The sequence below is a fragment of the Arthrobacter sp. OAP107 genome, from assembly GCF_040546765.1.
Lineage (GTDB): Bacteria > Actinomycetota > Actinomycetes > Actinomycetales > Micrococcaceae > Arthrobacter.
Map to the genome: position 1 here is coordinate 4,523,723 of NZ_JBEPOK010000001.1, position 23,666 is coordinate 4,547,388.

At 66.3% G+C, this 23,666-nt stretch carries 26 protein-coding genes; 6 read left to right on the plus strand and 20 right to left on the minus strand.

Annotated elements, in window-relative coordinates:
- The first annotated feature begins 77 nt into the window (after positions 1–77).
- Positions 78–1,862 carry an AMP-binding protein gene (locus tag ABIE00_RS20765; RefSeq protein ID WP_354262543.1) on the plus strand — a complete coding sequence of 595 codons (1,785 nt, stop codon included), beginning with the start codon at positions 78–80 and terminating at the stop codon, positions 1,860–1,862.
- Between the two features lie 3 nt (positions 1,863–1,865).
- Positions 1,866–2,372, plus strand: coding sequence for a MarR family winged helix-turn-helix transcriptional regulator (locus ABIE00_RS20770; RefSeq protein WP_354262544.1), 507 nt, complete (start codon positions 1,866–1,868; stop codon positions 2,370–2,372).
- A gap of 6 nt (positions 2,373–2,378) precedes the next feature.
- Here the strand turns inward: ABIE00_RS20770 and ABIE00_RS20775 are convergent, their stop codons facing one another.
- Together ABIE00_RS20775 and ABIE00_RS20780 are read right to left on the minus strand one after the other, a co-directional pair.
- A complete protein-coding gene (locus ABIE00_RS20775) occupies positions 2,379–3,059 on the minus strand; it encodes an ANTAR domain-containing protein (RefSeq protein WP_354262545.1) in 681 nt (226 codons plus the stop codon).
- Positions 3,060–3,076: 17 nt separating this feature from the next.
- Entirely contained in the window at positions 3,077–3,352 is a 276-nt protein-coding gene (locus ABIE00_RS20780) for a YegP family protein (RefSeq protein ID WP_354262546.1), read from the minus strand.
- A gap of 364 nt (positions 3,353–3,716) precedes the next feature.
- Here ABIE00_RS20780 and ABIE00_RS20785 point away from each other — a divergent pair, with 364 nt between their 5' ends.
- On the plus strand, positions 3,717–4,112 hold the full coding sequence (locus ABIE00_RS20785) for an ArsR/SmtB family transcription factor (RefSeq protein WP_354262547.1): 396 nt from the start codon (positions 3,717–3,719) through the stop codon (positions 4,110–4,112).
- A gap of 45 nt (positions 4,113–4,157) precedes the next feature.
- Here the strand turns inward: ABIE00_RS20785 and ABIE00_RS20790 are convergent, their stop codons facing one another.
- The 6 genes from ABIE00_RS20790 to ABIE00_RS20815 form a co-directional block, all read right to left on the minus strand.
- Positions 4,158–4,421, minus strand: a complete 264-nt coding sequence (locus ABIE00_RS20790; RefSeq protein WP_354262548.1) for a hypothetical protein — start codon at positions 4,419–4,421, stop codon at positions 4,158–4,160.
- Positions 4,422–4,571: 150 nt separating this feature from the next.
- On the minus strand, positions 4,572–5,327 hold the full coding sequence (locus ABIE00_RS20795) for a CPBP family glutamic-type intramembrane protease (protein WP_354263461.1): 756 nt from the start codon (positions 5,325–5,327) through the stop codon (positions 4,572–4,574).
- Between the two features lie 62 nt (positions 5,328–5,389).
- Entirely contained in the window at positions 5,390–6,169 is a 780-nt protein-coding gene (locus ABIE00_RS20800; RefSeq protein ID WP_354262549.1) for an enoyl-CoA hydratase, read from the minus strand.
- A gap of 75 nt (positions 6,170–6,244) precedes the next feature.
- Positions 6,245–7,183 carry a 3-hydroxyisobutyrate dehydrogenase gene (mmsB, locus tag ABIE00_RS20805; protein ID WP_354262551.1) on the minus strand — a complete coding sequence of 313 codons (939 nt, stop codon included), beginning with the start codon at positions 7,181–7,183 and terminating at the stop codon, positions 6,245–6,247.
- Positions 7,176–8,309, minus strand: coding sequence for an enoyl-CoA hydratase/isomerase family protein (locus tag ABIE00_RS20810; protein ID WP_354262552.1), 1,134 nt, complete (start codon positions 8,307–8,309; stop codon positions 7,176–7,178). The genes mmsB and ABIE00_RS20810 overlap by 8 nt, the downstream gene beginning before the upstream one ends.
- Complete coding sequence (locus ABIE00_RS20815; RefSeq protein ID WP_354262553.1) at positions 8,309–9,808, minus strand: CoA-acylating methylmalonate-semialdehyde dehydrogenase; 1,500 nt, start codon at positions 9,806–9,808, stop codon at positions 8,309–8,311. The genes ABIE00_RS20810 and ABIE00_RS20815 overlap by 1 nt, the downstream gene beginning before the upstream one ends.
- A 265-nt stretch (positions 9,809–10,073) precedes the next feature.
- Here ABIE00_RS20815 and ABIE00_RS20820 point away from each other — a divergent pair, with 265 nt between their 5' ends.
- Both ABIE00_RS20820 and ABIE00_RS20825 read left to right on the plus strand, forming a co-directional pair.
- Positions 10,074–10,880, plus strand: a complete 807-nt coding sequence (locus ABIE00_RS20820) for an exodeoxyribonuclease III (RefSeq protein WP_354262554.1) — start codon at positions 10,074–10,076, stop codon at positions 10,878–10,880.
- Positions 10,881–10,913: 33 nt separating this feature from the next.
- Entirely contained in the window at positions 10,914–11,813 is a 900-nt protein-coding gene (locus ABIE00_RS20825) for a DUF8083 family protein (protein ID WP_354262555.1), read from the plus strand.
- A 42-nt stretch (positions 11,814–11,855) separates the two neighbouring features.
- On the opposite strand, the gene ABIE00_RS20830 is transcribed toward ABIE00_RS20825, so the two are convergent.
- From ABIE00_RS20830 to ABIE00_RS20850, 5 genes are all read right to left on the minus strand, one after another.
- The gene (locus ABIE00_RS20830; protein WP_354262556.1) at positions 11,856–12,911 is read right to left on the minus strand and encodes a LacI family DNA-binding transcriptional regulator; all 1,056 of its coding nucleotides are present in this window, start codon (positions 12,909–12,911) and stop codon (positions 11,856–11,858) included.
- An 81-nt stretch (positions 12,912–12,992) separates the two neighbouring features.
- Positions 12,993–13,256 carry a hypothetical protein gene (locus ABIE00_RS20835; RefSeq protein WP_354262557.1) on the minus strand — a complete coding sequence of 88 codons (264 nt, stop codon included), beginning with the start codon at positions 13,254–13,256 and terminating at the stop codon, positions 12,993–12,995.
- Complete coding sequence (locus tag ABIE00_RS20840; protein ID WP_354262558.1) at positions 13,253–14,152, minus strand: carbohydrate ABC transporter permease; 900 nt, start codon at positions 14,150–14,152, stop codon at positions 13,253–13,255. The genes ABIE00_RS20835 and ABIE00_RS20840 overlap by 4 nt, the downstream gene beginning before the upstream one ends.
- Positions 14,149–15,186 carry a carbohydrate ABC transporter permease gene (locus ABIE00_RS20845; protein WP_331570730.1) on the minus strand — a complete coding sequence of 346 codons (1,038 nt, stop codon included), beginning with the start codon at positions 15,184–15,186 and terminating at the stop codon, positions 14,149–14,151. The genes ABIE00_RS20840 and ABIE00_RS20845 overlap by 4 nt, the downstream gene beginning before the upstream one ends.
- A 7-nt stretch (positions 15,187–15,193) precedes the next feature.
- Positions 15,194–16,489 (minus strand): ABC transporter substrate-binding protein, encoded by a 1,296-nt coding sequence (locus tag ABIE00_RS20850; protein ID WP_354262559.1) that lies wholly within the window; start codon positions 16,487–16,489, stop codon positions 15,194–15,196.
- Between the two features lie 126 nt (positions 16,490–16,615).
- On the opposite strand from ABIE00_RS20850, the gene ABIE00_RS20855 reads away from it, so the two are divergent.
- A complete protein-coding gene (locus ABIE00_RS20855) occupies positions 16,616–18,469 on the plus strand; it encodes a glycoside hydrolase family 13 protein (protein WP_354262560.1) in 1,854 nt (617 codons plus the stop codon).
- A gap of 11 nt (positions 18,470–18,480) precedes the next feature.
- Here the strand turns inward: ABIE00_RS20855 and ABIE00_RS20860 are convergent, their stop codons facing one another.
- The 7 genes from ABIE00_RS20860 to ABIE00_RS20890 form a co-directional block, all read right to left on the minus strand.
- A complete protein-coding gene (locus ABIE00_RS20860; RefSeq protein WP_331570724.1) occupies positions 18,481–19,092 on the minus strand; it encodes an Asp23/Gls24 family envelope stress response protein in 612 nt (203 codons plus the stop codon).
- Complete coding sequence (locus tag ABIE00_RS20865) at positions 19,089–19,739, minus strand: hypothetical protein (protein ID WP_502914249.1); 651 nt, start codon at positions 19,737–19,739, stop codon at positions 19,089–19,091. Before ABIE00_RS20865 ends, ABIE00_RS20860 begins: the two co-directional genes overlap by 4 nt.
- A complete protein-coding gene (locus tag ABIE00_RS20870; RefSeq protein ID WP_354262561.1) occupies positions 19,736–20,119 on the minus strand; it encodes a hypothetical protein in 384 nt (127 codons plus the stop codon). Before ABIE00_RS20870 ends, ABIE00_RS20865 begins: the two co-directional genes overlap by 4 nt.
- A 32-nt stretch (positions 20,120–20,151) precedes the next feature.
- Positions 20,152–20,343: a DUF2273 domain-containing protein gene (locus ABIE00_RS20875; RefSeq protein ID WP_003799126.1), complete on the minus strand. Its 192-nt coding sequence runs from the start codon at positions 20,341–20,343 to the stop codon at positions 20,152–20,154.
- A complete protein-coding gene (locus ABIE00_RS20880; protein ID WP_354262563.1) occupies positions 20,340–20,795 on the minus strand; it encodes an Asp23/Gls24 family envelope stress response protein in 456 nt (151 codons plus the stop codon). Before ABIE00_RS20880 ends, ABIE00_RS20875 begins: the two co-directional genes overlap by 4 nt.
- 91 nt (positions 20,796–20,886) lie before the next feature.
- A complete protein-coding gene (locus ABIE00_RS20885; protein WP_354262564.1) occupies positions 20,887–21,354 on the minus strand; it encodes a hypothetical protein in 468 nt (155 codons plus the stop codon).
- A gap of 244 nt (positions 21,355–21,598) precedes the next feature.
- A complete protein-coding gene (locus tag ABIE00_RS20890; RefSeq protein WP_354262565.1) occupies positions 21,599–23,194 on the minus strand; it encodes a glycoside hydrolase family 68 protein in 1,596 nt (531 codons plus the stop codon).
- Between the last annotated feature and the right edge of the window lie 472 nt (positions 23,195–23,666).

The following is a 23,666-nucleotide window of genomic DNA, read 5'->3' on the forward strand; positions in this document are numbered from 1 at the left end:
CAAACCCTTGGATGTCCTAGTATATTGCACAGTGATGTGGATCACTAGGATGTGAATCCCCAGGCGAAAGGTGCCCCATGACAGTCACCGACGACTTCCGTGCCGCACGCGACCAACTGCTCGCCCTGCGCCAGGACTACCGTCAGGCGAGGACCGGCTTCGAATGGCCGCGGCCCACGGAGTTCAACTTCGCGCTCGACTGGTTTGACGCCATCGCAGCCGATCCCGCCAAAGGGAACAACCCGGCGCTGGTGATCGTGGAACAGGACGGCTCGGCCACCCGGCGCAGCTTCGCCGACCTCTCGGCACGGTCCGGGCAGGTGGCGAACTGGCTCCGCAGCCAGGGCGTGAAGCGCGGCGACCGCATGATCATCATGCTGGGCAACCAGGTGGAACTGTGGGAACTCGTGCTGGCCGGCATCAAGCTGGGCATCGTGCTGATCCCCACCACCACCCTCATGGGGCCGGCGGACCTGAAGGACCGGGTGGAGCGCGGCGAAGCGGGCTGGGCCGCCGTCGGCAGTTCCAACCTCGGCAAGTTTGCCGAGGTGCCCGGCAGTTACCGGCTCATCGAAATCCCCGACGCCGGCGGCGCAGCAGATGCCGGCGGTCCAGCAGGTGCCGGCAGAGCCACGGCTGCGGAGGCGCTGCAGTACGCCGATTCCGCCGCCTCCGCCGGCGACTTCACACCTGACGCGCCCACCCTGGCGGACGAAACCCTGCTTCTCTACTTCACCTCGGGCACCACCTCCAAGGCCAAGCTCGTGGAGCACACCCACACCTCCTATCCGGTGGGCCACCTGTCCACCATGTACTGGATCGGACTGGAGCCGGGCGACGTGCACCTGAACGTGGCCTCCCCGGGCTGGGCGAAACACGCCTGGTCCAACCTGTTCGCCCCGTGGATTGCCGAAGCCTGCGTGTTCGTCTACAACTACGAACGCTTCGATGCAAGAGCACTGATGGAGCAGATGGACCGCGAAAAGGTCACCAGCTTCTGCGCTCCGCCCACCGTCTGGCGGATGCTCATCCAGGCCGACCTCACCCTCCTGAAGAATCCGCCCACCAAGGTTGTCTCGGCCGGTGAGCCGCTCAACGCGGAGGTCATCGGCCAGGTCCAGCGGGCATGGGGCCAGACCATCCGCGACGGCTTTGGCCAGACCGAAACCACTGTGCAGGTGGCCAACACCCCTGGCCAGCCGGTCAAGACCGGAGCCATGGGCCAGCCCCTGCCGGGGTATGACGTGGTTCTCGTCGATCCGGTGACGGGCGAAGAAGCGGACGACGGCGAGCTCTGTCTGCGTCTGGATCCCCGCCCCGCTGGACTGATGAAGTCGTACTACGGCGACCCCGGAAAGACGGCCGACGCCTTCCGCGGCGGCTATTACCACACCGGTGACATGGCCAGCCGGGACGAGCACGGCGTGATCACCTACGTGGGCCGCGACGACGACGTCTTCAAGTCCTCCGACTACCGGCTCTCCCCGTTCGAACTCGAAAGCGTGCTCATCGAGCACCCGGCGGTGGCGGAGGCCGCCGTCGTCCCCTCCCCCGATCCGCTCAAGCTGTCGGTGCCCAAAGCATTTGTGGTGCTGGCCGCCGGGCACGAACCGGGGCCTGAGCTCGCCGAGGAGATCCTGCGCTACTGCCGGGACCACCTGGCGCCGTTCAAGCGCATCCGCCGGCTGGAGTTCACCGAGCTGCCCAAGACCATCTCGGGCAAGATCCGCCGGGTCGAGCTGCGGCACAGCGAGGAGCGACGCCATGCGGACGGGTCGGAGCGCAGCGCGTCCGGTGTACCCCTCGGTCTGGGCACGGAATACTCCGAAACGGATTTCCCGGGCCTGAAAAGCCAGGGCTGAGCCGTGGGCCCGCCGCTGCCCCGAGACCCGATTGCCGATGCGCAGCGCAACTGGGAGAGCCACGGCTGGGGTGACGTCGCTGCCCCGATGGCCGCCATCACGGCCATCATGCGCACCCAGCAGATCCTTCTGGCCCGCATCGAGGGGGCACTGAAGCCGTTCGGGCTGACCTTCGCCCGCTACGAGCTGCTGGCACTGCTCAGCTTCGCCAGGAGCGGGGCCCTGCCCATGAACAAGGCGAGCGCCCTGCTCCAGGTCCATCCCACCTCGGTGACCAACGCCGTCGACCGCCTCCAGACCGCGGGACTGGTGGTGCGCTCACCGCACCCCACCGACGGGCGAACCACACTGATTGAGCTCACCGACGAGGGCAGGACTCTGGCAAAACGGGCGACGGCGGTGCTCAACGCCGAGGTTTTCGCCCGGTCCGGCTTCGACGGACAGGACGTGGACCAGCTCATCCGGATCCTGGGCGACTTCCGCCGGGGCGCCGGTGACTTTACGGACTGACCGGCATTACGGGCTGGCCGGCTTTACGGGCTGGCGGTCTGCAGGACTTTCAGACGGCCGCCGGAGCTCCTGGACGAACGTGTCCAGCAAGGCCGCCTGCTGCGGGCTGTTGGCGAGCTGCACGAGGTCGGCCGCAGTGCTGGCCACCTTGATGTTGGTGTCCTGGCTGTACTTGGCCAGCAGGTCGAAGGCGGCTTCGGAATCAATCCGCAGGACGCCCATCAGGATGCCCTTCGCCTGTTCGATGGTGCTCCGCGTGCCAAGGGCGCCCGCAACCGCTTCCCGTGCCGCCCGTTCCGTTTCCCAGTGCAGCGTGCTGGTCAGGTCAACGATGAACCCCTCAACAGCAATGAGCCTTCCGTCCTCCACGAGCGCCTCGCCGGCTGTGAGGACACGGTGTTCCCGCACGCGCGCATCGATGATGCGGTGGTAGCTGCAGAAGAAGCCGCCCGCCTCGCAGGCCGTCATGAAGATATCGTGGCAGCGGTCTCTGTCGTCCGGGTGCTTGTGGGCATAGAGAAGCTCCACGGTGGGCACCACCTCGCCGCGGCCGTAACCGTGGAGGGTGTACAGCTCATCCGACCATTCCAGCCGGCCGGAGATGGCGTCGTAGTGGAACGTGCCGGCAACGCAATCTGCCGGCCCGAGGGCGCTCGAGTACGCCCGCACGGTTTTCGGAAGGCTCATCGCGGGTTCCTGCCGCCCTACCCGGCCAGCCCCTGGCACTTGAGGGGCACGCGCGCCGACAGGGGGCGAACGGCAGTGTGCGGGCGGGAACCGAAATGGCGGTCCGCCGGTGGGGCGGCCAACTCCTTCACGTGCCCCATGCCGGCGTACTCACGAACAGCGGCAATTCCCTCAACCGCAGCGGCTTTACTGGGAAACGGGCGGGACACGGCCATCACGGTGCCGTCCGGGGCGGTGAGCTGGAACCTGAATGAAGCCTCTGCGTCAATGAAGAGTTCGAACATGCCAGCCATTTAGCCCTCCTGGATCCGGGAACACGGCGTCCGGGACACCGTCGTCGCCGGAAGCAGCTGAGGTTTCTCTCCTTAACCGCTCCCGCGGGTGAGCCGGGGCGGTAATTGAGGAATTTATGAAATTGTGAACTACTTACCCGCTCTTGGCAAGGCCTGTTCACGGCCGCTGCCGTGCCTTCGAACGCCTGCGGGACGGGCTTGGACGGGCTTCCCGGCAAAGTTCACCATGATCCTCGGAGACAGACCGTTCTGTCTCTATACTTAGGTCTGTACGCCTTGGGGGCAGCAGTTTGGCGGGCCGGGCGATGTCCGGCTGCAACATCTGTCAAGCAAGACCTGTCTAGGAACACTGAAGGGATCCATAATGGGTGATATGCCCGACGGCGTGATCCATACCGAGGTCAAGGCGGACCTGTTCAAGTCCATGGGCCATCCTGCACGCATCCTGGTCCTGGAGATGCTGGTCAGCGGCCCCGTCACGGTGAGCAACCTGCGGGACTGCACCGGCCTTGAAGCCTCAAACCTTTCCCAGCACCTCGGCATCCTGCGGCGCCAGCGGCTGATCGTTCCGTCCCGGAAGGACGGCCGCCTGTTCTACGAACTGACGTCTCCGGAAGTACGTGAAGTCCTCGAAGCAGCCCGCGGCCTGCTGGGCACCATCCTCGACGGCGGCCTGCGGCAGCAGGACGCCGGATCCGTCGCCACCCCCGGCGCGGCGCCGGCTACCGCCCTTACACCGGCGGCACGGACCGCAGGCTAGCGCGGGCCGGCTCTAGGCGGGATCGTCTTTAGGCGAGAACGGCTTTCAGGCGGGATCGGCGACGGCGGCCGGCGCGGAATGCCCGAAAAGCCAGGCTGCGACGTCGCTCCTCAGCACAAGGTGCGGGCTGCCGGTTCCGCTGACACTTCCGGCCGGAACATAGTAGCCGCGGCCGCCGCCCGGACCGCCGGCAGCGCGGTCCAGCGCCTCCACGATCCTGCGGCTCAAGTGCCCCTGCGGGCCTGTGGCGTGGATTTCTTCAAGCTCGGCCGCGGTGAGCCGTCCCAGTACAGCAGCGATGTCGGCCACGATCGTTCCCCTTTTCAAACGTTTGCCTGAATAAACACTTTTGCCTGAAGTGTAAGGCTAGGGCATTGCGATTAACTGCGGGTGAAATCCGGGCGGCCATTTTGCGTACAGCCCTGAACTCCCTGGGGCCGAATGGGGGAACGCCTTGATTTAGTACAGGAAGATGTCGATCCATGCCCTGTTGTGCGCGTGGAGCAGCACCAGGAACAGCACGAAATCGAACAGCAGGTGCACGCTCACGATGTACGACAGGGACTTCGTGACGGTGAAGATGCGGGCCTGCAGCAGGGCGAAGGGGTAGATGAAGAACGGCGCCCAGGCCTTGAACCCCAGTTCCCACAGGAAGGAGGTGAACAGCACGGCCTGCAGCAGGTTGGCCTGCCAGTCCGGCAGGTGCCGGCGCAGCAGTGTGAAGCAGGTGCAGATGAAGAACAGCTCATCCCAGATGCCCAGGGCGTTGGTGCCGACGAACAGCCGAGCGATGCCCTCGGGGTCATGCACGGCGGGCCAGTTCATGTAGACACCGGTCCGGATCATGTAGACGGGCAGCAGGGCGTATCCAATGACCACGACGGCGGGCAGGTACCACTTCTCCGCACGCGTCCATTTCTGCCCGGTCCAAACCGGAAACACCACCGCATGTTCTTTGGTCACGAACCGCGAGACGGCGTAGGGGATCCCCACGGCAGCGATCATGGCCGAGCCCATGACGAGCATGTGGGACGTGCTGACGTCGGTGGTGATCGGCACGGCACTGATGATGGCCACACCGGCTGCAACCAGCGCGAGGTCGCGGAACAGCAACCGGTCCACCAGCGCTGCCGCCACGAGCGCCGCTGCCAGCAGGGCATAGCCCGGCAGGCTCTGGTCCAGCGCGAACAGGACAAAGCCTGCCAGCGAGACCATGGCTGCCGGGACAACGCGCAGGGAAGTCCCCTTCACGGTGCGTTCCCCGGTCAGCCAGGCGCTCACCGGTGCCTGAACTCCGGCTGGCGCTTCTCGGCGAAAGCAGCCATGCCTTCCTTCTGGTCCTCGGAGGCGAAGAGCGAATGGAAGAGCCGCCGCTCAAACAGCACGCCCTGTGCCAGCCCCGTCTCGAAGGCCGCGTTGACGGCTTCCTTGGCCAGCATGGCGGCCGGCTTCGACTTGGACGCGATGACCTCCGCGGCCTTCAGCGCCTCCTCCACGGTATCGGCGGCGGGAACCACCCGTGCCACCAGGCCTGAACGTTCTGCCTCGTCAGCGTCAATGAACCGGCCGGTAAGGATCATGTCCATCGCCTTGGCCTTGCCCACCGCGCGGGTCAGCCGCTGGGAGCCGCCCATGCCCGGCACAACGCCGAGGTTGATCTCGGGCTGGCCGAATTTGGCGTTGTCGCCGGCGATGATGAAGTCGCACATCATGGCCAGCTCGCAGCCGCCGCCCAGCGCGAAGCCGGACACGGCCGCGATCAGCGGAATGCGCAGCCGGGTGAGGTCCTCCCACCCGCGGAACCAGTCGGCGTCGTACATCTCCAGGAAGCCCTTGTCCGCCATCTCCTTGATGTCGGCGCCCGCAGCGAAGGCCTTTCCCGAGCCGGTGATCACGACGGCGCCAACGCCGGGATCGGTGTCCATGGCTGAAACCGCGGACACCACTTCCTCCAAGGTGGTCCTGTCCAGGGCGTTCAGCGCCTGGGGCCGGTTCAGGGTGACAAGGCCAACGCGCCCGCGGCGCTCCGCCAGAATGTTCCTGTACTCGTGCGTCATCCATGCCCCTCACGTGGTTGGTGCGTCCTGAAAAGCCAGTGCGTCCTGAAAAGCCAGTGCGTCCTGAAACTAAGCCTACTGTCCTGACTTGTCCCGGATGTCGGTGATGATGCCGGAAAAATCCCGGCCGGCCCCGCCTTCCGCGGCAAAGGCATCGTAGATTTCGGAGGCCAGCGGGCCCATCCGGGCGGCGACCCCGGTGGACCGAAGGGCGTTCAGTGCAAGCCGGAGGTCCTTGGCCATCAGGGCTCCGGCGAAGCCCGGCTGATAGTCGCGGTTGGCCGGGCTGGTGGGCACCGGCCCGGGGACCGGGCAGTTGGTGGTGAGCGCCCAGCACTGCCCCGACGCCGCGGACGCGACGTCGAAGAGAGCCTGGTGCGTCAGTCCCAGCTTCTCCCCGAGCACGAACGCCTCGCTGACGGCGATCATCGAGACGCCCAGGATGAGGTTGTTGCAGACCTTGGCGGCCTGGCCGGCGCCGTGCTCTCCGCACAGCACGGCGCGTTTGCCCATGACGTCGAACAGCGGCCGCACCGTCTCGAAGTCCTCCGGCAGCGCGCCCACCATGAAGGTCAGCGTGCCCGCCTCTGCGCCCACCACGCCGCCGGAAACCGGTGCGTCCACGGAGCGGTGACCGGCGTCGAGGGCCAGACGGGCCGCTTCCCGCGCCTCGTCCACGTTGATGGTGGAACAGTCCAGGAACATGGTGTTCGGCGCCGCGGCGGCCAGCAGTCCAGGGTCCCCGTTCGCGCCCCGGTACGCGTCCAGCACATGCTGCCCGCTCGGGAACATGGTAAGTACCACGTCCGCTCCCGGGATGGTTTCCGCGGCACTCGCGGCGGTGGGGATGCCGTGCTGGCGCGCGGCGTCCAGCGCGGCGGGCACCACATCAAAGCCGATGACCTCATAGCCTGCCTTGACCAGGTTGACCGCCATGGGACCGCCCATGTGGCCGAGCCCCAGGAAGGCTATGCGCGGTTTTGCTTCTTCAGGGGTGGTTGATTCTTCAGGCATGGTCCGGCTCCCTTTCCCACAGCACGAGTTCCCGGTCCCCCAACGGGGCAAAGTACCGCTCGACGTCGTCCGCGTGCACTTCCTGCAGCGTGGCCGGCCGCCACTGGGGGTTGCGGTCCTTGTCCACCACCTGCGCCCGGATCCCCTCGCGGAAGTCCGGTCCGGCGAGGCAATGCAGCCCCACCCGGTACTCCTCGGCCAGCACCTGGTCGAGCGACAGCCCGTTCGACCGGCGCAGCGACGCGAGGGTCACCTTGACCGCGGTGGGCGACTTCGCCTCGATGGTGTCTGCGGCTGCCGCGGCCTCCCCGCCCGCGGCGCGCAGCCGCCGGACGATCTCCTCGGCGTCGTCCGTTGCATAGCAGGCGTCAATCCAGTCCCGCTGCGTCTCCAGCGCCGAACTGGGCGGCTTTTCGGCAAAGCGTACGACGGCGTCTTCGGCACTTTCGTTTTCCAGCGCCACCGCAAGGTCGGCGAGGCTGCCCGACGGGACAAAATGGTCCGCAAGCCCCAGGAACAGCGCATCCGGCCCGGTCAGGTGGGCGCCGGTGAGGGCGGCGTGGGTGCCCGTCTCCCCGGGTGAGCGTGACAGCAGAAGTGTGCCGCCGACGTCGGGCACGAACCCGATGGTGGTCTCCGGCATCCCGGTCCGTGTCCGCTCGGTGACGATCCGGAGGGAGCCGTGCGCGGAGATGCCCACGCCGCCGCCCAGCACCAGGCCGTCCATGAACGCCACGTAGGGCTTGGGGAACTTCTCGATGAGCGAGTTCAGCCGGTATTCGTCCGCCCAGAAGCCGGCCGTTTCGTCGCCGCCGGCGAGGATGTCCCGGTAGATGGCCACGATGTCCCCGCCCGCGCACAGTCCGCGGTCCCCGGCGCCCTGGACGAGCACCGTGGCCACGGTGTCATCGTCCGCCCAGGCGGTGAGCTGCGCCAGCACCGCGGTGACCATGCCGGCCGTGAGCGCGTTGACTGCCTTGGGCCGGTTGAGCGTCACCACGCCCAGCTTGCCCCGCTGTTCGAACAGCACCTCTTGGTCGGGAACCGCGTCCTGTTCCGGGGGGGCAGGTTCTGACGGTACTGGTTCTGCGGGTGCAGGCGTCCGGTTCGGGGCAGGGTCAGTCATCAGCTTCCTTCCGGCATGATGAAGCTGGCGCCCTGCCGGATACCGGAGGGCCAGCGCGAGGTCACGGTCTTGGTCTTGGTGTAGAAGCGGAACGCATCGGCGCCGTGCTGGTTGAGGTCGCCGAACCCGGACGCCTTCCAGCCGCCGAAGGTGTAGTAGGCAATGGGCACCGGAATGGGGACGTTGATGCCAACCATGCCCACCTGCACCCGGCTGGCGAAGTCCCGGGCGGCATCCCCGTCACGGGTGAAGATGGCCACACCGTTGCCAAACTCGTTCTCGCTGCAGAGCCGCAGGGCCTCGTCATAGTCGGACGCGCGGAGAACGCTGAGCACGGGGCCGAAGATCTCCTCGCGGTAGATCTTCATGTCCTTGGTGACGTTGTCGAACAGCGTGGGGCCAACCCAGAAACCGCCCTCGTACCCGTCGACGGCCAGGCCGCGGCCGTCAACCAGGAGTGAGGCGCCCTCCTCCTCGCCGGACTTGATGTAACCCTCGATCCGTTCCTTGGCGGCTGGCGTCACCACCGGCCCGAAGTCGGAGTCCTTGGCCGTGCTGTGGCCCACTTTGAGTGATTTGATCCGCTCCTGCAGCCGTGCCACAAGGTCGTTCGCGGTCTTCTCCCCCACGGGGACAGCCACGGAAACTGCCATGCAGCGTTCGCCGGCTGACCCGTAACCGGCCCCGATCAGGGCATCGGCGGCCATGTCCAGGTCTGCGTCGGGCATGATCACCATGTGGTTCTTGGCGCCGCCGAAGCACTGCGCCCGCTTGCCGTGGGCGGCCGCCGTCGCGTAGATGTACTGCGCAATAGGGGTGGAACCCACGAAACCGATCGCCTTGACGCGTTCATCCTCGAGGAGCGCGTCCACGGCCTCCTTGTCACCGTTGACCACGTTGAAGACGCCGTCCGGCACCCCTGCCTGGGAATAGAGCTCGGCCAGCCGCAGCGGCACGGAAGGATCGCGTTCGGACGGCTTAAGGATGAAGGCGTTGCCGGCCGCGAGCGCCGGGCCGGACTTCCACAACGGGATCATGGCAGGAAAGTTGAACGGCGTAATGCCGGCAACAACGCCCAGCGGCTGGCGCATGGAGTGCACGTCGATGCCCGAGCCGGCGTCATCGGAGAATTCGCCCTTGAGCAGGTGCGGGGCACCGGCCGCGAACTCCACCACCTCGATGCCGCGCTGGATGTCGCCCCTGGCATCGGGGAGGGTCTTTCCGTGTTCCGACGAGAGAAGGGCGGCGAGCTCGTCCATGTTCTCGTTGACGAGATCCACGAACTTGAGCAGGATGCGGCCGCGCCGCTGGGCGTTCATGGCGCCCCACTCCGGCTGGGCCTTCTCGGCGTTCGCGACCGCATTGCGGACTTCCTCCGCGGCCGCCAGCGGCACCTTGGCCTGGACCTCCCCGGTGCAGGGATCAAAGACGTCGCCGTACCGGCCGGACGTGCCGTCGACCCGCCTGCCGCCAATGTAGTGGGAAAGTTCGCGAACCATGGATGCTCCTTTGCATGACCCCGGTCATCTTTGCTGCTGAATCTACTCGGACTTCCTACTAATTTCCAGAGTCCCTCGGGTGGGGCCTGGCAGCCATGGCGGGTTACCGCCACCGGAGGGCACTTTGATGCGCAAATGGCACTTCCGGGCGCCGAATCCCGGCGTGTCCCGCGCCAAAGTGCCCCGTTTCGGCCGCCGTTCACACAGTGCCACAGCGCCGTCCGCCGGGAGTCCCATCTGCGGCCAAGTTCGGTAAGTTAGGACTGTGAAGATAGCTACCTGGAATGTGAACTCGCTGCGTGCCCGTGCCGACCGTGTGGAGGCGTGGCTGCAGCGCTCCGATTGCGATGTCCTGGCCATTCAGGAAACCAAGTGCAAGGACGACAACTTTCCGTGGGAGCTCTTCGAGCGCATGGGCTACGAGGTGGCGCACTTCGGCGTCAACCAGTGGAACGGCGTGGCCATCGCGTCGCGGGTTGGCCTGGAGGACGTCGAACGCGGCTTCACGGACCAGCCGCACTTCGGCAAGGCCGGCAAGGATCCGGTCCAGGAAGCCCGCGCCATGGCGGCAACCTGCGGCGGCGTCCGCGTGTGGAGCCTCTACGTGCCCAACGGCCGCTCCCTCGACGACGAGCACATGCCCTACAAGCTCAAGTGGCTTGATGCCCTGAAGAACCACGCTGCCGACTGGATCTCCGAGGACCCGTCCAAGCAGGTCGCGCTGATGGGCGACTGGAACATCGCCCCCACGGACGACGACGTCTGGGACATTGACCTGTTCCTCACCCAGGGCTACACCCATGTCAGCGAGCCCGAGCGCGCCGCGTTCCGCGCCTTCGAGTCGGTGGGCTACTCCGACGTCGTGCGCCCGCACACCCCGGGCCCGGGCGTCTACACCTACTGGGACTACACCCAGCTGCGCTTCCCCAAGAAGGAGGGCATGCGGATCGACTTCGTGCTCGCCTCGCCGGCGCTCGCCTCGCGCGTTTCCGGCGCGTCGATCGACCGCGAGGAGCGCAAGGGCAAGGGCGCGTCCGACCACGCACCGGTGATTGTGGAACTGACCGACTGATGGAGGCTCACGGCTGATGACAGGCAGGGATTCATGACGGGCAACCTCTACCGGGGCCAGGCCGGGCTCCCGTTTTCCTCCACGCTGCGCGTTTATGAGCCCCTGGACGCGTTCCCCGAGGAACAGCGCGCCGCCATCAAGTCAGCCGGTGAGCGGGCGGTGTCCCGCGCGGCGGTCGAAAATGCTGAGCTGCTGGCCTCCTTGGGCCGGATCACCCGGCCCGGCGGCGATCCGTTCCCCACAGGCCGGACTGACCTGGTGCGCGTCACCCGCGCCCCGGGCGTCCCCATAGAGGAAAACGGCAAGGAAGATTCGGAGGAAGAAAAGGCCGACGGCGTTGCGCTGCTTTACTGCCCCAGCCAGCTGGTGCTTCGGGCCGGGTTGGCAGCAAACGCGCTGATCGAGGGCATCCACGGCCCCCTCGCCGAGCTACTGATCCCGGAGGAACAGCGGGACAGGCACCAGGAACGCATTGACCTGGTCAACGCCCGCGACGGCATCACCAGGGTGCACACCCGCGCCTCCACCTGGGGCATCCCCTTCAGCTGGTTTTCTCTGTTCCTCGAGTCCGATCCGCAGGACGTGGTCGAGGCCGGCGGCCGGATCCTCACCGTGCGGGTATGGACACCGATCTCCGATGCCCTCGACCGGGTACGTTACGCCGTGGCGAACCTCGCCCTCGCCGCGCCTGACCTGGACATGTTGGACGACCTCACGCAGCTCACCGAATGGCTGGAGCTCTTCCACGCCGACTCCATGGTGGAGCTGGACTACGGCGCCGTGGCGGACAAGGTCTACCCGGACGACTCCCCCATGGACGTGCGGCTGGGCATCGAATGCCTTGCGGAAGGGGACATGACAGGAGCGGCCGCGGCCTACCGCCGGCTCGCCTCGCGCTGGATCCCGATCCGCCAGCTGGCCCGGGCCTCCTAACCGGCAGGGGCACCCAAGGTGCCCGCCGGGAAAGGTGCGCTGCTAGGAAGACCGGGGCGGCGCCGTCGTACGCCTGACTATGAGGCGGTGCGGTGCGACGGTGGACTGCACCGAACCCGGGATCCCCAGGAGTTCGTCGAGCAGCATCTTGGTGCCAAGCTCAGCCTGCTCATCGGGCCGCTGCCCCACTGTGGTGAGCCCCATGGCGTCGGAAAAATCGTGGTCGTCGATGCCGATCACGGACAGGTCCTCGGGCACCCGGACGCCCACCCGGTTCGCTTCGAAGATGACCCCCATTGCCATTTCATCGGACGCGCAGAAGATGGCGGTGGGTTTGGCGCCTGGCTGGGCCCACAGCCGCCGGAACGCCTCCTGGCCGCTGCGGACGGTGAAGTCCCCCCACTCGTCCCACTCGGGCCGGACTTCCAGGCCCGCAGCTGACATGACGTCCTGGAAGGCCAGGATGCGGACCCGGGGAACATCGAAGTTGAGGTCCGTTTCGTCGTCACCATGCAGCAGTGCGATGTCCCGGTGGCCGAGCCCGATCAGGTGCTTGACGGCGGTGGACGCTGCGGCATAGTCGTCAATGCCGATGTACGCACATTCCTCGACATGGCCGCCCACCACCACCAGCGGAATGTCGATCTTCTGCAGGTGGTCCAGCTCATCCCGCGTCAGTGCCATACACAGGACCAGGAGGGCGTCGATCTGCTTGTAGACCATGGTCTTGCTGAAGAGCCGCTCGCGGTGGCTGCCATGTCCGCCCAGGTTGAACAGGGAAAGGTTGTATTGCCGGGCGTGCAGTTCGCGGTCCGCACCCTCGATGGCCTTTGAGAAGAACCACCGGCTCACAAAGGGAGCCAGCACGCCAATGGTTTTGGTGCGCCCGGTGGCAAGGCCGGATGCCGACGACGACGCCACATAGCCGAGGGCCGCGGCCACCTCCAGGATTTTCTCCCGGGTGGCCGGGGAGACGCGGGGCAGGCCGCGGACCGCCCGCGAGACGGTTGCCGTGGACACGCCTGCGGCCGCAGCCACGTCCTCAATACTGACTCCTGAGTGGCCACCGCGCTGTGCCCTTTCAGTAGTGCGCGCCACGATGTCCTCTCTAACCCCTCATGCAAATTTCCGCCATGCTGTTTGCGCGGCGGCAAGAATCCATTTTAGTGCCGCCGGTTTTCACCTGCGGCGCGTGGCCGTGCGCGCAGGAAGTCGCCTGCGGAGCCTGACCATGCCATACAGTGCCAGCAGCGTGGCCAGCAGTCCCAGCGCCCACCAGAGAGCTGGCTGCGCAGTCACTTCCGTCCAGATGGTGACGACGAGCAGCACCACAGCCCAGAAGCCGAGGAATCCGATGATGATGTCGAAGTCCTCGCCGGAGCGGACGCGCTTGGGCGCGACCGGCTCCGGCTTCCCGCTCTGTGGTGCTGCCCCGTGCGTCACTTGACAGCGCCCGCCGTCAGGCCGGCAACAATCTTGCGCTGGAACACCAGCACCAGGATGACCAGCGGGATGGTGACGATGGTGCCTGCGGCCATGATGGCCGTGTACGGGACCTGGTTTGGCTGGGCCCCGGCGAAGTTGGCGATGGCCACCGTTACCGGCTGGGTCGCGTCGCTGGACAGCTGGCTGGCGATCAGGAATTCATTCCACGAGGAGATGAACGCCAGGATCGCCGTGGTGAAGATGGCCGGTGCCGCGAGGGGCATGATGACCTTGCGGAAGGCCTGCCCCTGCGTGCAGCCGTCCACCCGGGCCGACTCCTCCAGCTCCCACGGCATCTCCCGGAAGAAGGAGGTCATGGTGTAGACGGTCAGCGGCAGGACGAACGAAATGTTCGGGATGATCAGCGCCTGGTAGGTGCCCATCCAGCCGATGTTGGTGAACAGCTGGAACAGCGGGGTGATCAGGGCAACGCCGGGGAACATGGACGCTCCGAGGATGAAGCCGAGCACCAGGAACTTGAACCTGAAGTTCAGCCGCGCGAGCGCATACGCCGCGAAAACGCCGATGATCAGCGACACGAGCGTGACGACGCCGCCGATGAAGACACTGTTCAGCAGGGCCTGGCCGAAACGGTTGCCGAACGAGGTGTCGAACGCGGTGTTGAAGTTGTCCAGCGTGACATGGCTGGGCAGGATCGAGGTGTCGTAGGTGAAGCCCACGTCCCGGAACGCCGTCACCACCATCCAGTACGCCGGTGCGAGGCACCAGATCAGGATGACGGCGGCGCTGATGTAGGTCCTGCCCTGCGCCCACTTTTCCTTGTTCTGCGCCTTGCGGCGGCCTCTGTCCTGCTCCGCGCGCAGGCTGGTGGCGGAGGTTGTCGCGGCGGTCATTTCTTCCCCTTACCTGTGGCGCCGCTCTGTTCAACAACATTTGCGCCGAGGAACCGGACAAAGATGAACGCGACAAGAAAGATGATGATGAAGGTGATGGTGGACAACGCCGCGGCCGCATTGAACCCTTGCCTGATCTGGTTGATCACCAGGATGGACAGGGTGGTGGTGTTGTTCGCGCCGCCCGTCAGGATGTACGGGAGGTCGAACATGCGCAGGGCGTCCAGGGTGCGGAAGAGGATGGCCACCATCAGGGCGGGCTTCACCAGCGGCAGCGTGATCAGCCGGAAGCGCTGCCAGGCGGTTGCGCCGTCGACCTTGGCTGCCTCGTAGACCTCAGCAGGGATCATCTGGAGTCCGGCGAGGATCAGCAGGGCCATGAACGGGGTGGTCTTCCAGACGTCCGCTATGACCACTGCCCACTTCGCCGGCCATTCGCTGCCGGTCCACAGGATCGTGGTGTTGAACAGCTTGTTGGCGATTCCCTCGAACGCGAAGATGAAGAACCAGAGCTTCGCGGTGACGGCGGTGGGGATGGCCCACGGCACCAGCACTGCAGCACGGACCATGCTCCGGCCCTTGAAGGTGCGGGCCATGATCATTGCCATCCAGAAACCCAGGACGGTCTCAAAGGCGACGGTAACCACGGTGAAGAAGAACGTGGTTGCCGTGGCCGACCAGAACTGCGCACCCAGCGTACCCGGCGGGCAAGCCACGGTTCCGCCTGCCGGAGCAGAACACTGCTGGGCGAGCCAGTTGACGTAGTTCTGGACGCCTGCCGGACCGCCAGCGGTAAAGAGGCCGGTGGCCGGATCCAGGCCGGCATCCTTCTGGAAGGACATCACGATTGCGCTGATGATCGGGTACACGATTACAACAGCAAGGGCGATGATGGTCGGGGCCAGGAGCCATGAGGCCCACTTTCCCTGACTGAGAATCTTGTTGTCCTCGCCCACGCCCTTGGGGCCGTGGTGGACCGGGGTGCCGCCCGACGCCGGTGCCTTGACCGGCGTCGAGCCTACTTCGGTTGCCATGGCAGAACTACGATCCTGCACCGGCGGATTCAATGGACTTCTGCATGTCAGACAGTGCAGTGTCCACGGGCTTCTCGCCCTTGATGGCTGAATAGGCGTTTTCCTGGATCGCCTTGGTGACAGCCGGGTAGAACGGCGAGACCGGACGCGGCTTGGCGTTCTCAATGGAGGTCTTCAGCACGGGCAGGTACGGGAGCTTCTTCACCAGGGCGGCGTCAGTGTAGAGGCTGCCCAGCACAGGAGCCAGCGAACCCTGGGTGGCGTAGAACTTCTCGGTCTCCTCGGACGTCATGAACTTCAGGAAGTCCAGGGCCGTTGCCTTGTTCTTGGAGTAGACGCTGACAGCCATGCTGTGGCCACCAAGGGAGGAGGCGCCGGGGCCGTCCTTGCCCGGGATCGGGGCGATGCCCAGCTTGTCCTTCACTGCCGAGGATCCTTCAGTGGTGGCCAGGTTGTAGACATAGGGCCAGTTGCGCAGGAAGAGGAGCTTCCCGCTCTGGAATGCCTGGCGGCTCTGCTCCTCCTGGAAGGTGATGCCTTCCTTCGGGATATTGCCGTCGGCGTAGGCCTTGGCCAGGTTCTCCAGGCCCGCCTTGGCCTGGTCCGTATTCAGGCTGGGCTTGCCGTCCGCGTCGAGGACGGAGCCGCCGGCGGAGTTGATGGCCTCCGACGCGTTGACGGTCAGGCCCTCATACTTGCTGAACTGCCCGGCATAGCAGCCAATCTTGTTCTCCTTGGCGATGGAGCACATGCCCATCATCTCGTCCCACGTCTTCGGCGGGGTGGGAACCAGGTCCTTGCGGTAATACAGCAGGGCGCCGTCGGAGGTCTGCGGGGCCGCGTACAGCGTTCCCTTGTACGTGGCGGCGTCGACGGTCGGCTTCAGCATGGCGCTGGTGTCGAAGGCCATCTTGTCCTTCAGCGGCTGGAGCCAGCCCTTGGCCGCGAACTCCGCCGTCCACACGACGTCAACGTCCACGACGTCGTAGCCGGGATCCTTGGCCTGGAAGTGCTGCACGATGTCGTCGTGCTGCTGGTCCGCCTGGTCTGTCTGCTCCTTGAACGTCACCTTCTCGTTCGGGTGGGCGGCGTTCCACTTCTCGATCAGCGGGCGGACGACGTTGCTGTTGTCCTTGCCCTGAACGTAGGTAATGGGACCGCGGCCGTCCAGGTTGTTGGCGGCGTCGCCTCCCCCGGCACCGCCGCCCGTGGTGCTGCCCCCGCCGCCGCCGCCACAGGCAGACAGGGTCAGAGCGAGCACGCCGGCAGTGGCAACCGGGAGTAAGAACTTAGGGGTTTTCATTGGCTGGAGACTCCTCGCTGAGTGACATGGAAATCAATCGTGCGGTTGATGTGGTGACTGTCACACTAGTAACGTTGCCCGAACAAATGCAAGCGTTTACACCTAATTGTTACCGGAGAGGCAACTATGACCCACCGCCCGATCAGCACGCCGGCTTCCGAGACAGCAGCCTGGTGGGCCCACGCGGCCGTCTACCAGATATATCCGCGTTCTTTCTCTGATGGAAACGGTGACGGCATGGGCGACCTGCCCGGCGTCACGGCGCGCCTGCCCTATCTTCAGCAGCTCGGTGTCGACGCCGTCTGGCTTTCGCCGTTCTACCGGTCCCCGCAGGCCGACGGCGGCTACGACGTCGCCGATTACCGGCAGGTCGACCCCGTGTTCGGCACGCTGGCCGACTTCGACGCCATGCTGGAGGAGGCCCACAGCCGCGGGCTGAAGGTGATCGTGGACCTGGTGCCCAACCATACCTCCGATGAACATGCGTGGTTCCAGGAGGCCCTCGCGGCGGAGCCCGGCTCGGCCGCCAGGGAGCGTTACATGTTCCGACCGGGGAAGGACGAGGTTCCCGGATCAGGGGACGGCAACATCGCACCCAACAACTGGAAATCCATCTTCGGCGGACCGGCCTGGACGCGGACCACGAATGCGGACGGCTCCCCCGGCGACTGGTACCTGCATCTGTTCGACACGAAACAGCCGGACCTTAACTGGGAGAACCCCGAGGTCTGGGAGGAGATGCGGTCGGTGCTCCGCTTCTGGCTGGATCGGGGCGTGGACGGCTTCCGGGTTGATGTGGCCCACGGGATGGTGAAGGAAGCCGGCCTGCCGGACTGGGAAGGCGTGGCTGCCATGGTGGAAGGCGCCGCCGAAGCCGCCCACGTGACCGATCCCCCGGGCGCCCATGACGAAGCAGTTGAGCCACATACGGCGCACGCTTCACCGGCCGGCGACGGGAACCACGAGCCCGTATCGCCGCTGTACCCGCCGTCGCCGTTCTTTGACCAGGACGGCGTCCATGACATCTACCGGGACTGGAACCGCGTCCTGGCCGGATACGATGGCGACCGCATGCTGGTGGCCGAGGCGTGGGTTGAACCCGCGGAACGGCTCGCCAGGTACATCCGCCCGGACGAGATGCAGCAGGCCTTCAACTTCGATTTCCTCCTGGCCGGCTGGAACGCTCAGCGGATGGCGGTGGCCATCGAGGATTCCCTCGAGGCAGCCGCCTCCGTGGGGGCGCCGTCCACGTGGGTGCTGAGCAACCATGACACCGTGCGCCATCCGAGCCGCTTTGGCCTGCAGGATCCCACCACCTTCCCGAAAGGCATTGCCGCCGAGGACGAGCAGCCCGATGCCGCGCTGGGCTTGGCCCGTGCCCGGGCTGCCACACTGGTGTCCCTGGCTCTGCCCGGCTCCGCCTACATCTACCAGGGCGAGGAGCTTGGCCTCCCGGAACACACCACGCTGCCCGCCGCAGCCCGGCAGGACCCGACGTTCTTCCGAACCAACGGCATCGAGCGCGGACGCGACGGCTGCAGGGTGCCGCTGCCCTGGAAATCCGGTGCGCCGGGGTATGGTTTCGCGGCGGCATCCGCTGTGCAGGACCCGGCCGCGCCATGGCTGCCGCAACCCGAATCCTTCGAAGATCTGGCCGCGGACCGGCAGGACGGCGTTAAAGGCTCGACGCTGGAGCTGTACCGCTCCGCGCTTGCCGCTCGGCGGAGCCACGGGCTGGGATCCGGAACGTTCTGCTGGGCGGACAACCACGATCCCGAACTGGGCGTCCTTGCCTTCCTGAACCGGGACGTGCTGGTGATCGCCAACACGGGCACCGAACCTACGCCTGTCCCCGACGGCTACCGGGTGGCACTGTCCAGCGCCCAGGAACCCGGCGCCCAAGATTCCAGCGCCGAAGAATCAGCCGCTGATGACGCCGTCGTTGCACCCAACAGCGCGGCTTACCTGATAGCCGGATAAGCCGCCCGGAGTTAGCGGACCCGCTCAGCACGGCTAAAGCGGGTCCGCGCGCCGGCCGCGATGTGCACCAGGACCGGCGTGCGCCGTCCCACCACAGCGCTCAGGGCGTCGACCAGGTCCGCCGCCTCCGCCGCGAGGGCCTGCGGAGAAACACCCGGCCGCGGGTGCAGCCGCAACTTAAGCGCGGGCTGGCCCTTCACGTCGTAGATCGAGACCGTGGCTCCGGCGAGGTCGGGACGGTCGGCCAGGGCGTTTTTGAGTGCCTGCTCGGCCACTCCGCCGCCGATCCGGATGTCGCCGGGAACGCCGCCCGGGTCCTCGGCTGCCAGCAGGAGGTCGGTGCGGCCCTTACCCTGCTGGGCGATCCACGCGACCATGAGGCCGATAAGCAGCACCACCGCGAGGGCGAGGACGATCCACAGCCAGCTCCCCTGCCGGCCGGGGAACTGTGTGCCCTCGAAGACCGCGGTGGCATTGTCTGACACGCTTTTGGACCAGGAGTGCCACCACGTCGCGACCGCGGGAACGGCCGCCAGGAGCACCAGCAGCACGCCGATCACCAGCAGTTTGAAGCCAAGAATGCCAAGGAGGATGCGGTTGAGGAGCCTGGGTGTGCCGTTCACGCGCCCACCACCCCGGAGGTGGACAGATTGACGGTCACCTGCGGCATGGGAGCCGGTCCCATCGCCTGCAGTTCATCCTCCACGGCCTGCAGGATGGCGTTTTCACTGAGCGGCACCCCGGAGGTTGGGCGGACATTAACCACCACCTGGCGCTGGGAAACCACCACCATGACCTGTTCCTGCGTGACGTTGGCCGCCAGGCGCGCGCTCCGGGCAAGTGCCGCGGCGATGACCTCATCATCGACCACCACGGCAATCCGGCGGTCGGCGAGCAGATGCCTGGCCCGGCGGCCGGGCAGGACCGCGTTCAGGAAAAAGAAGAGGCCTGCTGCGGCGATCACGGCTCCGGCAGCACCAAGCAGCAACGGCGGCACGCCCGACGGGAGTGCCACGATTCGTTCGGCTGCCGTCTGCGGGTCGATGAGCCAGGGCGGCTGGCCGATGGCGCGTACCGCCGATTCAAGGAGCGCGTATAGACAAAGCACGATCACCAGGGACCCGGCGATGACCGATGCAACGGCCCGGGAAGAATGGGTCTCGCGGTGCAGGACGCGGCGCATGTCGATGGCGGCGGCGTGCGCCGCCCCGGAGCCGCCCTGCGCCGGGTCCCCGCCGGCCTCATGCTGCTGTTCGACGACGGAACTCACCGGACCCTGCCCCCTTCCGTGACGTGGGCCCCGCTGATACGGATGTCCACCCTGCTCAGACTCGCACCGCTGAGCTCAGTGACCTTGGTCAGAATGGCGGTCCTGGCGTGCACGGTTCTGTCCCAGATGGAGCCGCCCACAGACTGGACGCGCCCCGGGTCCCGGAGGACGGCCGTCAGGCTGGGGACCCTGATGGGTGCGACGAGCGACAAAGCCAGCAGGCCGCCGTCGTCCGTCCAGTCGGCGCGCACGTCATGGGCATGGATGCCCAGGGCCTCGGCGGCGGCGGCCTTGGCCAGGCTCGTGAGCGCCTGGGTGCTGATCCTGTTGTGGCCGCTGTACTGCCGGCTGGGCGCAGCTGCTGCGGCTGCCTGGCTCATGTCGGCTGCCCCGTTCATGTGGGCCGTACCGCTCATGAGGAGGAGCGCCGGCCGCTGATGGCATCGATGACGCTGCGCAGGTCCAGTTTCCCTTCTGCGGCGCGGCCCAGCAGCGCACCGATTCCCATGAACAGCAGGGAGATCAGGAAGCCCCAGAGGCCGAACTGTAGTGACATGAACGCCACGAAGGCGCCGACGGCGATTCCAACGACAGTGGGGCTCACAGGACCGCCTCCCTCTCCGCGACGGCCGGCGCACCCGTGGGCTTCACGGGCGGTGCAATGTAGACATCGTTGATCTCGACGTTCACCTCGATGACCTGCAGGCCCACCAGTTTCTCCACGGCCGCATAGACGCTTGCCCGGACCTGGTTGGCCAGGGCATGCAGCGGAGCGCCGTAGACGGCCACAAGGGTGATGTCGACAGCCACCTGGGTTTCGCCCACCTCGGCGTGCACGCCGGCTGCATGGTCGGAGCTGCCCACCGCGTCCCTGATGGCCCCGAGCGCCCGGGAGGAACCGGTCCCCAGAGAGTACACGCCGGGCACCGCCCGGGCCGCGATCCCGGCGACCTTGGCCACGGCGGTCTCGGAGATTACGGTCCGTCCCCCGGCTGCGGCCGGCGTCAGGGCAGGGTCCGCCTGAACGGCGGCGGTTTGTGGATTCGGGTATTCCATCAGCACTCCCCTTCTGTTGAACACAACCCTATCCCCTAGGCCCGGCAACGTCAGGGGCCCGGCGCTCGGCTGAGCCCGGACCCCCGGCAGGTCAGTGGCAGTTCGCGGACAGCCAGCTGGTCACGGGCGCCATGGCGGCCTCGAACTTGCCGTTGGAGTACACGCTCTGGTCGGAGTGTCCTGCGAGGGCCACTTCGTTCAGCCGCGCGAAGTCCGCCTTCAGCGCCTCCGGCACGCGCTGCGCCGTCTCGGCCAGTTCAGCCTTCTTCTGCTCGAGTTCCGCCGTCTTGCCCTGCGCAGCGGAGAGGGGCAGCAGCGAGGCGCCCGTGGCCTGGGTGGAGATGGCGTCGCAGGCCTCGGCCGCGGACTCGTAGCCGCCGTACGGACCGGATGCGGCACTCGACGACGCGGTCGGGGCGGCACTGCTGGCCGCCGTCGTGGACGTTGCAGACGCCGACGGCGCACTGCCGGAGGCGGGCGCGGAGCAGCCGGTAAGTGCCGTTACGGCAAGAAGGGCGGCGGCGTACAGCGGGCGGGCAAGATGTTTCACGGTTTCCATTCCTGGAGTGGTTTTGCCGCCTGCGGCGGCCTGGCTGGGCAGGCGAAGAACGCCTGCCCCGTCCCCCGGCGTGCGAGTCTAGCCCGGCTGGCGCGCCACTTTCCAAGTTGACAGGCCCGGTGCACTTTGCAGTCATGCCGGTAATTAGCCCTGTATATACAGAATTGCAGACACAGCAGGAGGCGCCCGGACCCCGATTCACGTCAGGGTCCGGGCGCCTCCCGTTTATTGCTTCAGTGACGGCTTACTTGTAGAGGCCGTTGCCGCCCACGTGGACGTTGGTGGGCAGGTAACCGAACGGGCCGAGGCCGTTCTTGCCGAAGGTGCGGTCAACCTTGGACACGCCGTCCCGGAAGTTGATCTTCACGGTGGGCGACAGGGATCCGCCGCGGACGCCGTTCACATTGTCGATGAAGGACTGGACGAGGCCGCCAGGCTGCACGTAGTGCGAGTAGGCCTGGAACTGACGGCCGTTCTGGTTCGGCGTCGGGGCTTCCGGGGACTCGGACGGCAGGTTCAGGTCCGTCGGGGAACCCAGGGCCAGGCCGCTGTTGTTCATCGGCTGGTAGTCGGAGCGGACGCCGTCGCCCACGAAGCCGTAGACGCCGTCGGGGCCGCGCATGCCTGCGGCGTAGGTGAACTGGTGGCTGATGGTGAACAGGTAGTACTTGTTCTTGCCGTTTTCGTTCTGGATGAAGATCTGAGGACGCTCGGTCTGGTCGTTGACGCAGTTGGCGGACAGGATCGGCGGCAGGAAGTGCCACTTGGTCAGGTCCTTGTTGTCTGCCACGGCCAGGCCCACGTTGGCTGTCTGGTAGTAGGCGCCTGTGCTGTTGACCTTGTCGACGTTCTCCGCGTTGGGGTCACCCTTGGCGTAGCCCAGGTCCTCGTTCTCGCAGCGGTAGTCGCCGCGCTTGCCGCCGGTGTTGCCTTCGAACACCATGTAGGTCTTGCCGGGGTGTGCCGGGTCAGCGAAGGTGTACGGGTCGCGGAACGCGAAGCCCGGGTTCTGTGCCTTGTTCTGGTACAGCTTTCCGTCCGGTTCGAGCAGCTTGGTGTGCTGGAAGCCGTCGAAGGTCACGCCGTTCTTGTCGGCGTGGATGTTGCCGAGCGCCTTGGCGATGACGGCGTCCGGGGCGATGCCGCCGCCGCCGGCGTTGCGCTCCTTGACGTCGTAGAAGGTGGTGGCCGTGTAGAACACGTTCACGTGGTTGCCCTGCATGAGGCGGGTGGAGCCGGACCATTCGGTGTTGCCGATGGAAGTGTTGTCCAGGAACAGGTGTCCGCCGTAGTTCCACTTGTCCTTGGCCGGGTCGGCGTTGGTCTTGCGGAAGAAGTAGCCGATGCGGGCGTTCCAGTGGCGCTGGTCGAAGCCGTAGCCTGCGTGCCGGTCAGCGACCAGCGAGAAGATCACGTCGTAACCCTTGTAGCTGATCTGGTTAGCGTTCTCGTCGGTCAGCGACCAGGTGTCCCAGACCCACACGTCATCGTTCATGGCGGGGAAGTCCTCGGGGATCTCCGGCATGGTGACGTCGGGGCTCATGGAGTTCTGGCCCGGCTGAACCTTGGAGTCGCTCTGCGCCATGATCTGCTTGGCATCCGCACGGGTCCACTTTGAGGTGAAGTCCGACGCCGGGTCATGTGCCGTCTGGGTGTGGGGCGTCGGCAGGGGGAATCCCGGAGTCGGGGCCGGCATCTGGGTGCTCGACGGCGGATCCGACGGCTCGTTGGCCTGCGCCGAGGGCACGGCGAGGAAGGCCGTGGCGGCGACAGTGGCCACCAGAGCTGCGGCGGCGGGGCGCCACCGCAGCATCCGGGGGGTGTTGGGGTGCTTGTGCATTTTTTGCTCTTCTCGCGGAGTTACGTTCGTGGAAGACGGGCAGCTGCCCTTGTCCCCCGAACTCCGGAGACCCCGATGACACGGCATGCGTCATCGAGGACGCCGTTGTGTCGAGGGAGAAAACGGGGTTTGGGTAGGACCCCGCGTTGGGCGATCGGAAACGTCTTACATTTCGCGGCCCACTCACAACGGTAGACAACGTTGTCAGCCGAGTTCAACACGGTTTTCGGGGATGATCCGCATCTTGCTCCGCCGGAGTGCAAGCGCTTACATCTCGTTTGCGCGCGCGTGCCCCACTTCCGGCCTGGAATCAAGCGCGCCTTCATATAGGCGTCATCAATGGCGTTGCTCACACCCGGGACGGTCGCCGCAGCCGGCCAAACCGGGGCACATTGGCTTGCGACACGCCGCTGCAGGCGGAAATTACGACGGCGGGGCCTCCAAAGTGCCCCACGACGGCTCTCGCTTGGGG

Excerpts from the sequence above, each read along its gene's own strand:
- ABIE00_RS20800 (WP_354262549.1), bottom strand. The coding sequence starts at position 6,169 with ATGACGCACGAGTACAGGAACATTCTGGCGGAGCGCCGCGGGCGCGTT.
- ABIE00_RS20775 (WP_354262545.1), bottom strand. The coding sequence starts at position 3,059 with ATGAGCCTTCCGAAAACCGTGCGGGCGTACTCGAGCGCCCTCGGGCCG.
- ABIE00_RS20890 (WP_354262565.1), bottom strand. The coding sequence starts at position 23,194 with ATGCACAAGCACCCCAACACCCCCCGGATGCTGCGGTGGCGCCCCGCC.
- ABIE00_RS20880 (WP_354262563.1), bottom strand. The coding sequence starts at position 20,795 with ATGGAATACCCGAATCCACAAACCGCCGCCGTTCAGGCGGACCCTGCC.
- mmsB (WP_354262551.1), bottom strand. The coding sequence starts at position 7,183 with ATGCCTGAAGAATCAACCACCCCTGAAGAAGCAAAACCGCGCATAGCC.
- ABIE00_RS20885 (WP_354262564.1), bottom strand. The coding sequence starts at position 21,354 with ATGGAAACCGTGAAACATCTTGCCCGCCCGCTGTACGCCGCCGCCCTT.
- ABIE00_RS20785 (WP_354262547.1), top strand. The coding sequence starts at position 3,717 with ATGGGTGATATGCCCGACGGCGTGATCCATACCGAGGTCAAGGCGGAC.
- ABIE00_RS20815 (WP_354262553.1), bottom strand. The coding sequence starts at position 9,808 with ATGGTTCGCGAACTTTCCCACTACATTGGCGGCAGGCGGGTCGACGGC.
- ABIE00_RS20780 (WP_354262546.1), bottom strand. The coding sequence starts at position 3,352 with ATGGCTGGCATGTTCGAACTCTTCATTGACGCAGAGGCTTCATTCAGG.
- ABIE00_RS20825 (WP_354262555.1), top strand. The coding sequence starts at position 10,914 with ATGACGGGCAACCTCTACCGGGGCCAGGCCGGGCTCCCGTTTTCCTCC.
- ABIE00_RS20870 (WP_354262561.1), bottom strand. The coding sequence starts at position 20,119 with ATGAGCCAGGCAGCCGCAGCAGCTGCGCCCAGCCGGCAGTACAGCGGC.
- ABIE00_RS20855 (WP_354262560.1), top strand. The coding sequence starts at position 16,616 with ATGACCCACCGCCCGATCAGCACGCCGGCTTCCGAGACAGCAGCCTGG.
- ABIE00_RS20765 (WP_354262543.1), top strand. The coding sequence starts at position 78 with ATGACAGTCACCGACGACTTCCGTGCCGCACGCGACCAACTGCTCGCC.
- ABIE00_RS20850 (WP_354262559.1), bottom strand. The coding sequence starts at position 16,489 with ATGAAAACCCCTAAGTTCTTACTCCCGGTTGCCACTGCCGGCGTGCTC.
- ABIE00_RS20840 (WP_354262558.1), bottom strand. The coding sequence starts at position 14,152 with ATGACCGCCGCGACAACCTCCGCCACCAGCCTGCGCGCGGAGCAGGAC.
- ABIE00_RS20845 (WP_331570730.1), bottom strand. The coding sequence starts at position 15,186 with ATGGCAACCGAAGTAGGCTCGACGCCGGTCAAGGCACCGGCGTCGGGC.
- ABIE00_RS20795 (WP_354263461.1), bottom strand. The coding sequence starts at position 5,327 with ATGGTCTCGCTGGCAGGCTTTGTCCTGTTCGCGCTGGACCAGAGCCTG.
- ABIE00_RS20810 (WP_354262552.1), bottom strand. The coding sequence starts at position 8,309 with ATGACTGACCCTGCCCCGAACCGGACGCCTGCACCCGCAGAACCAGTA.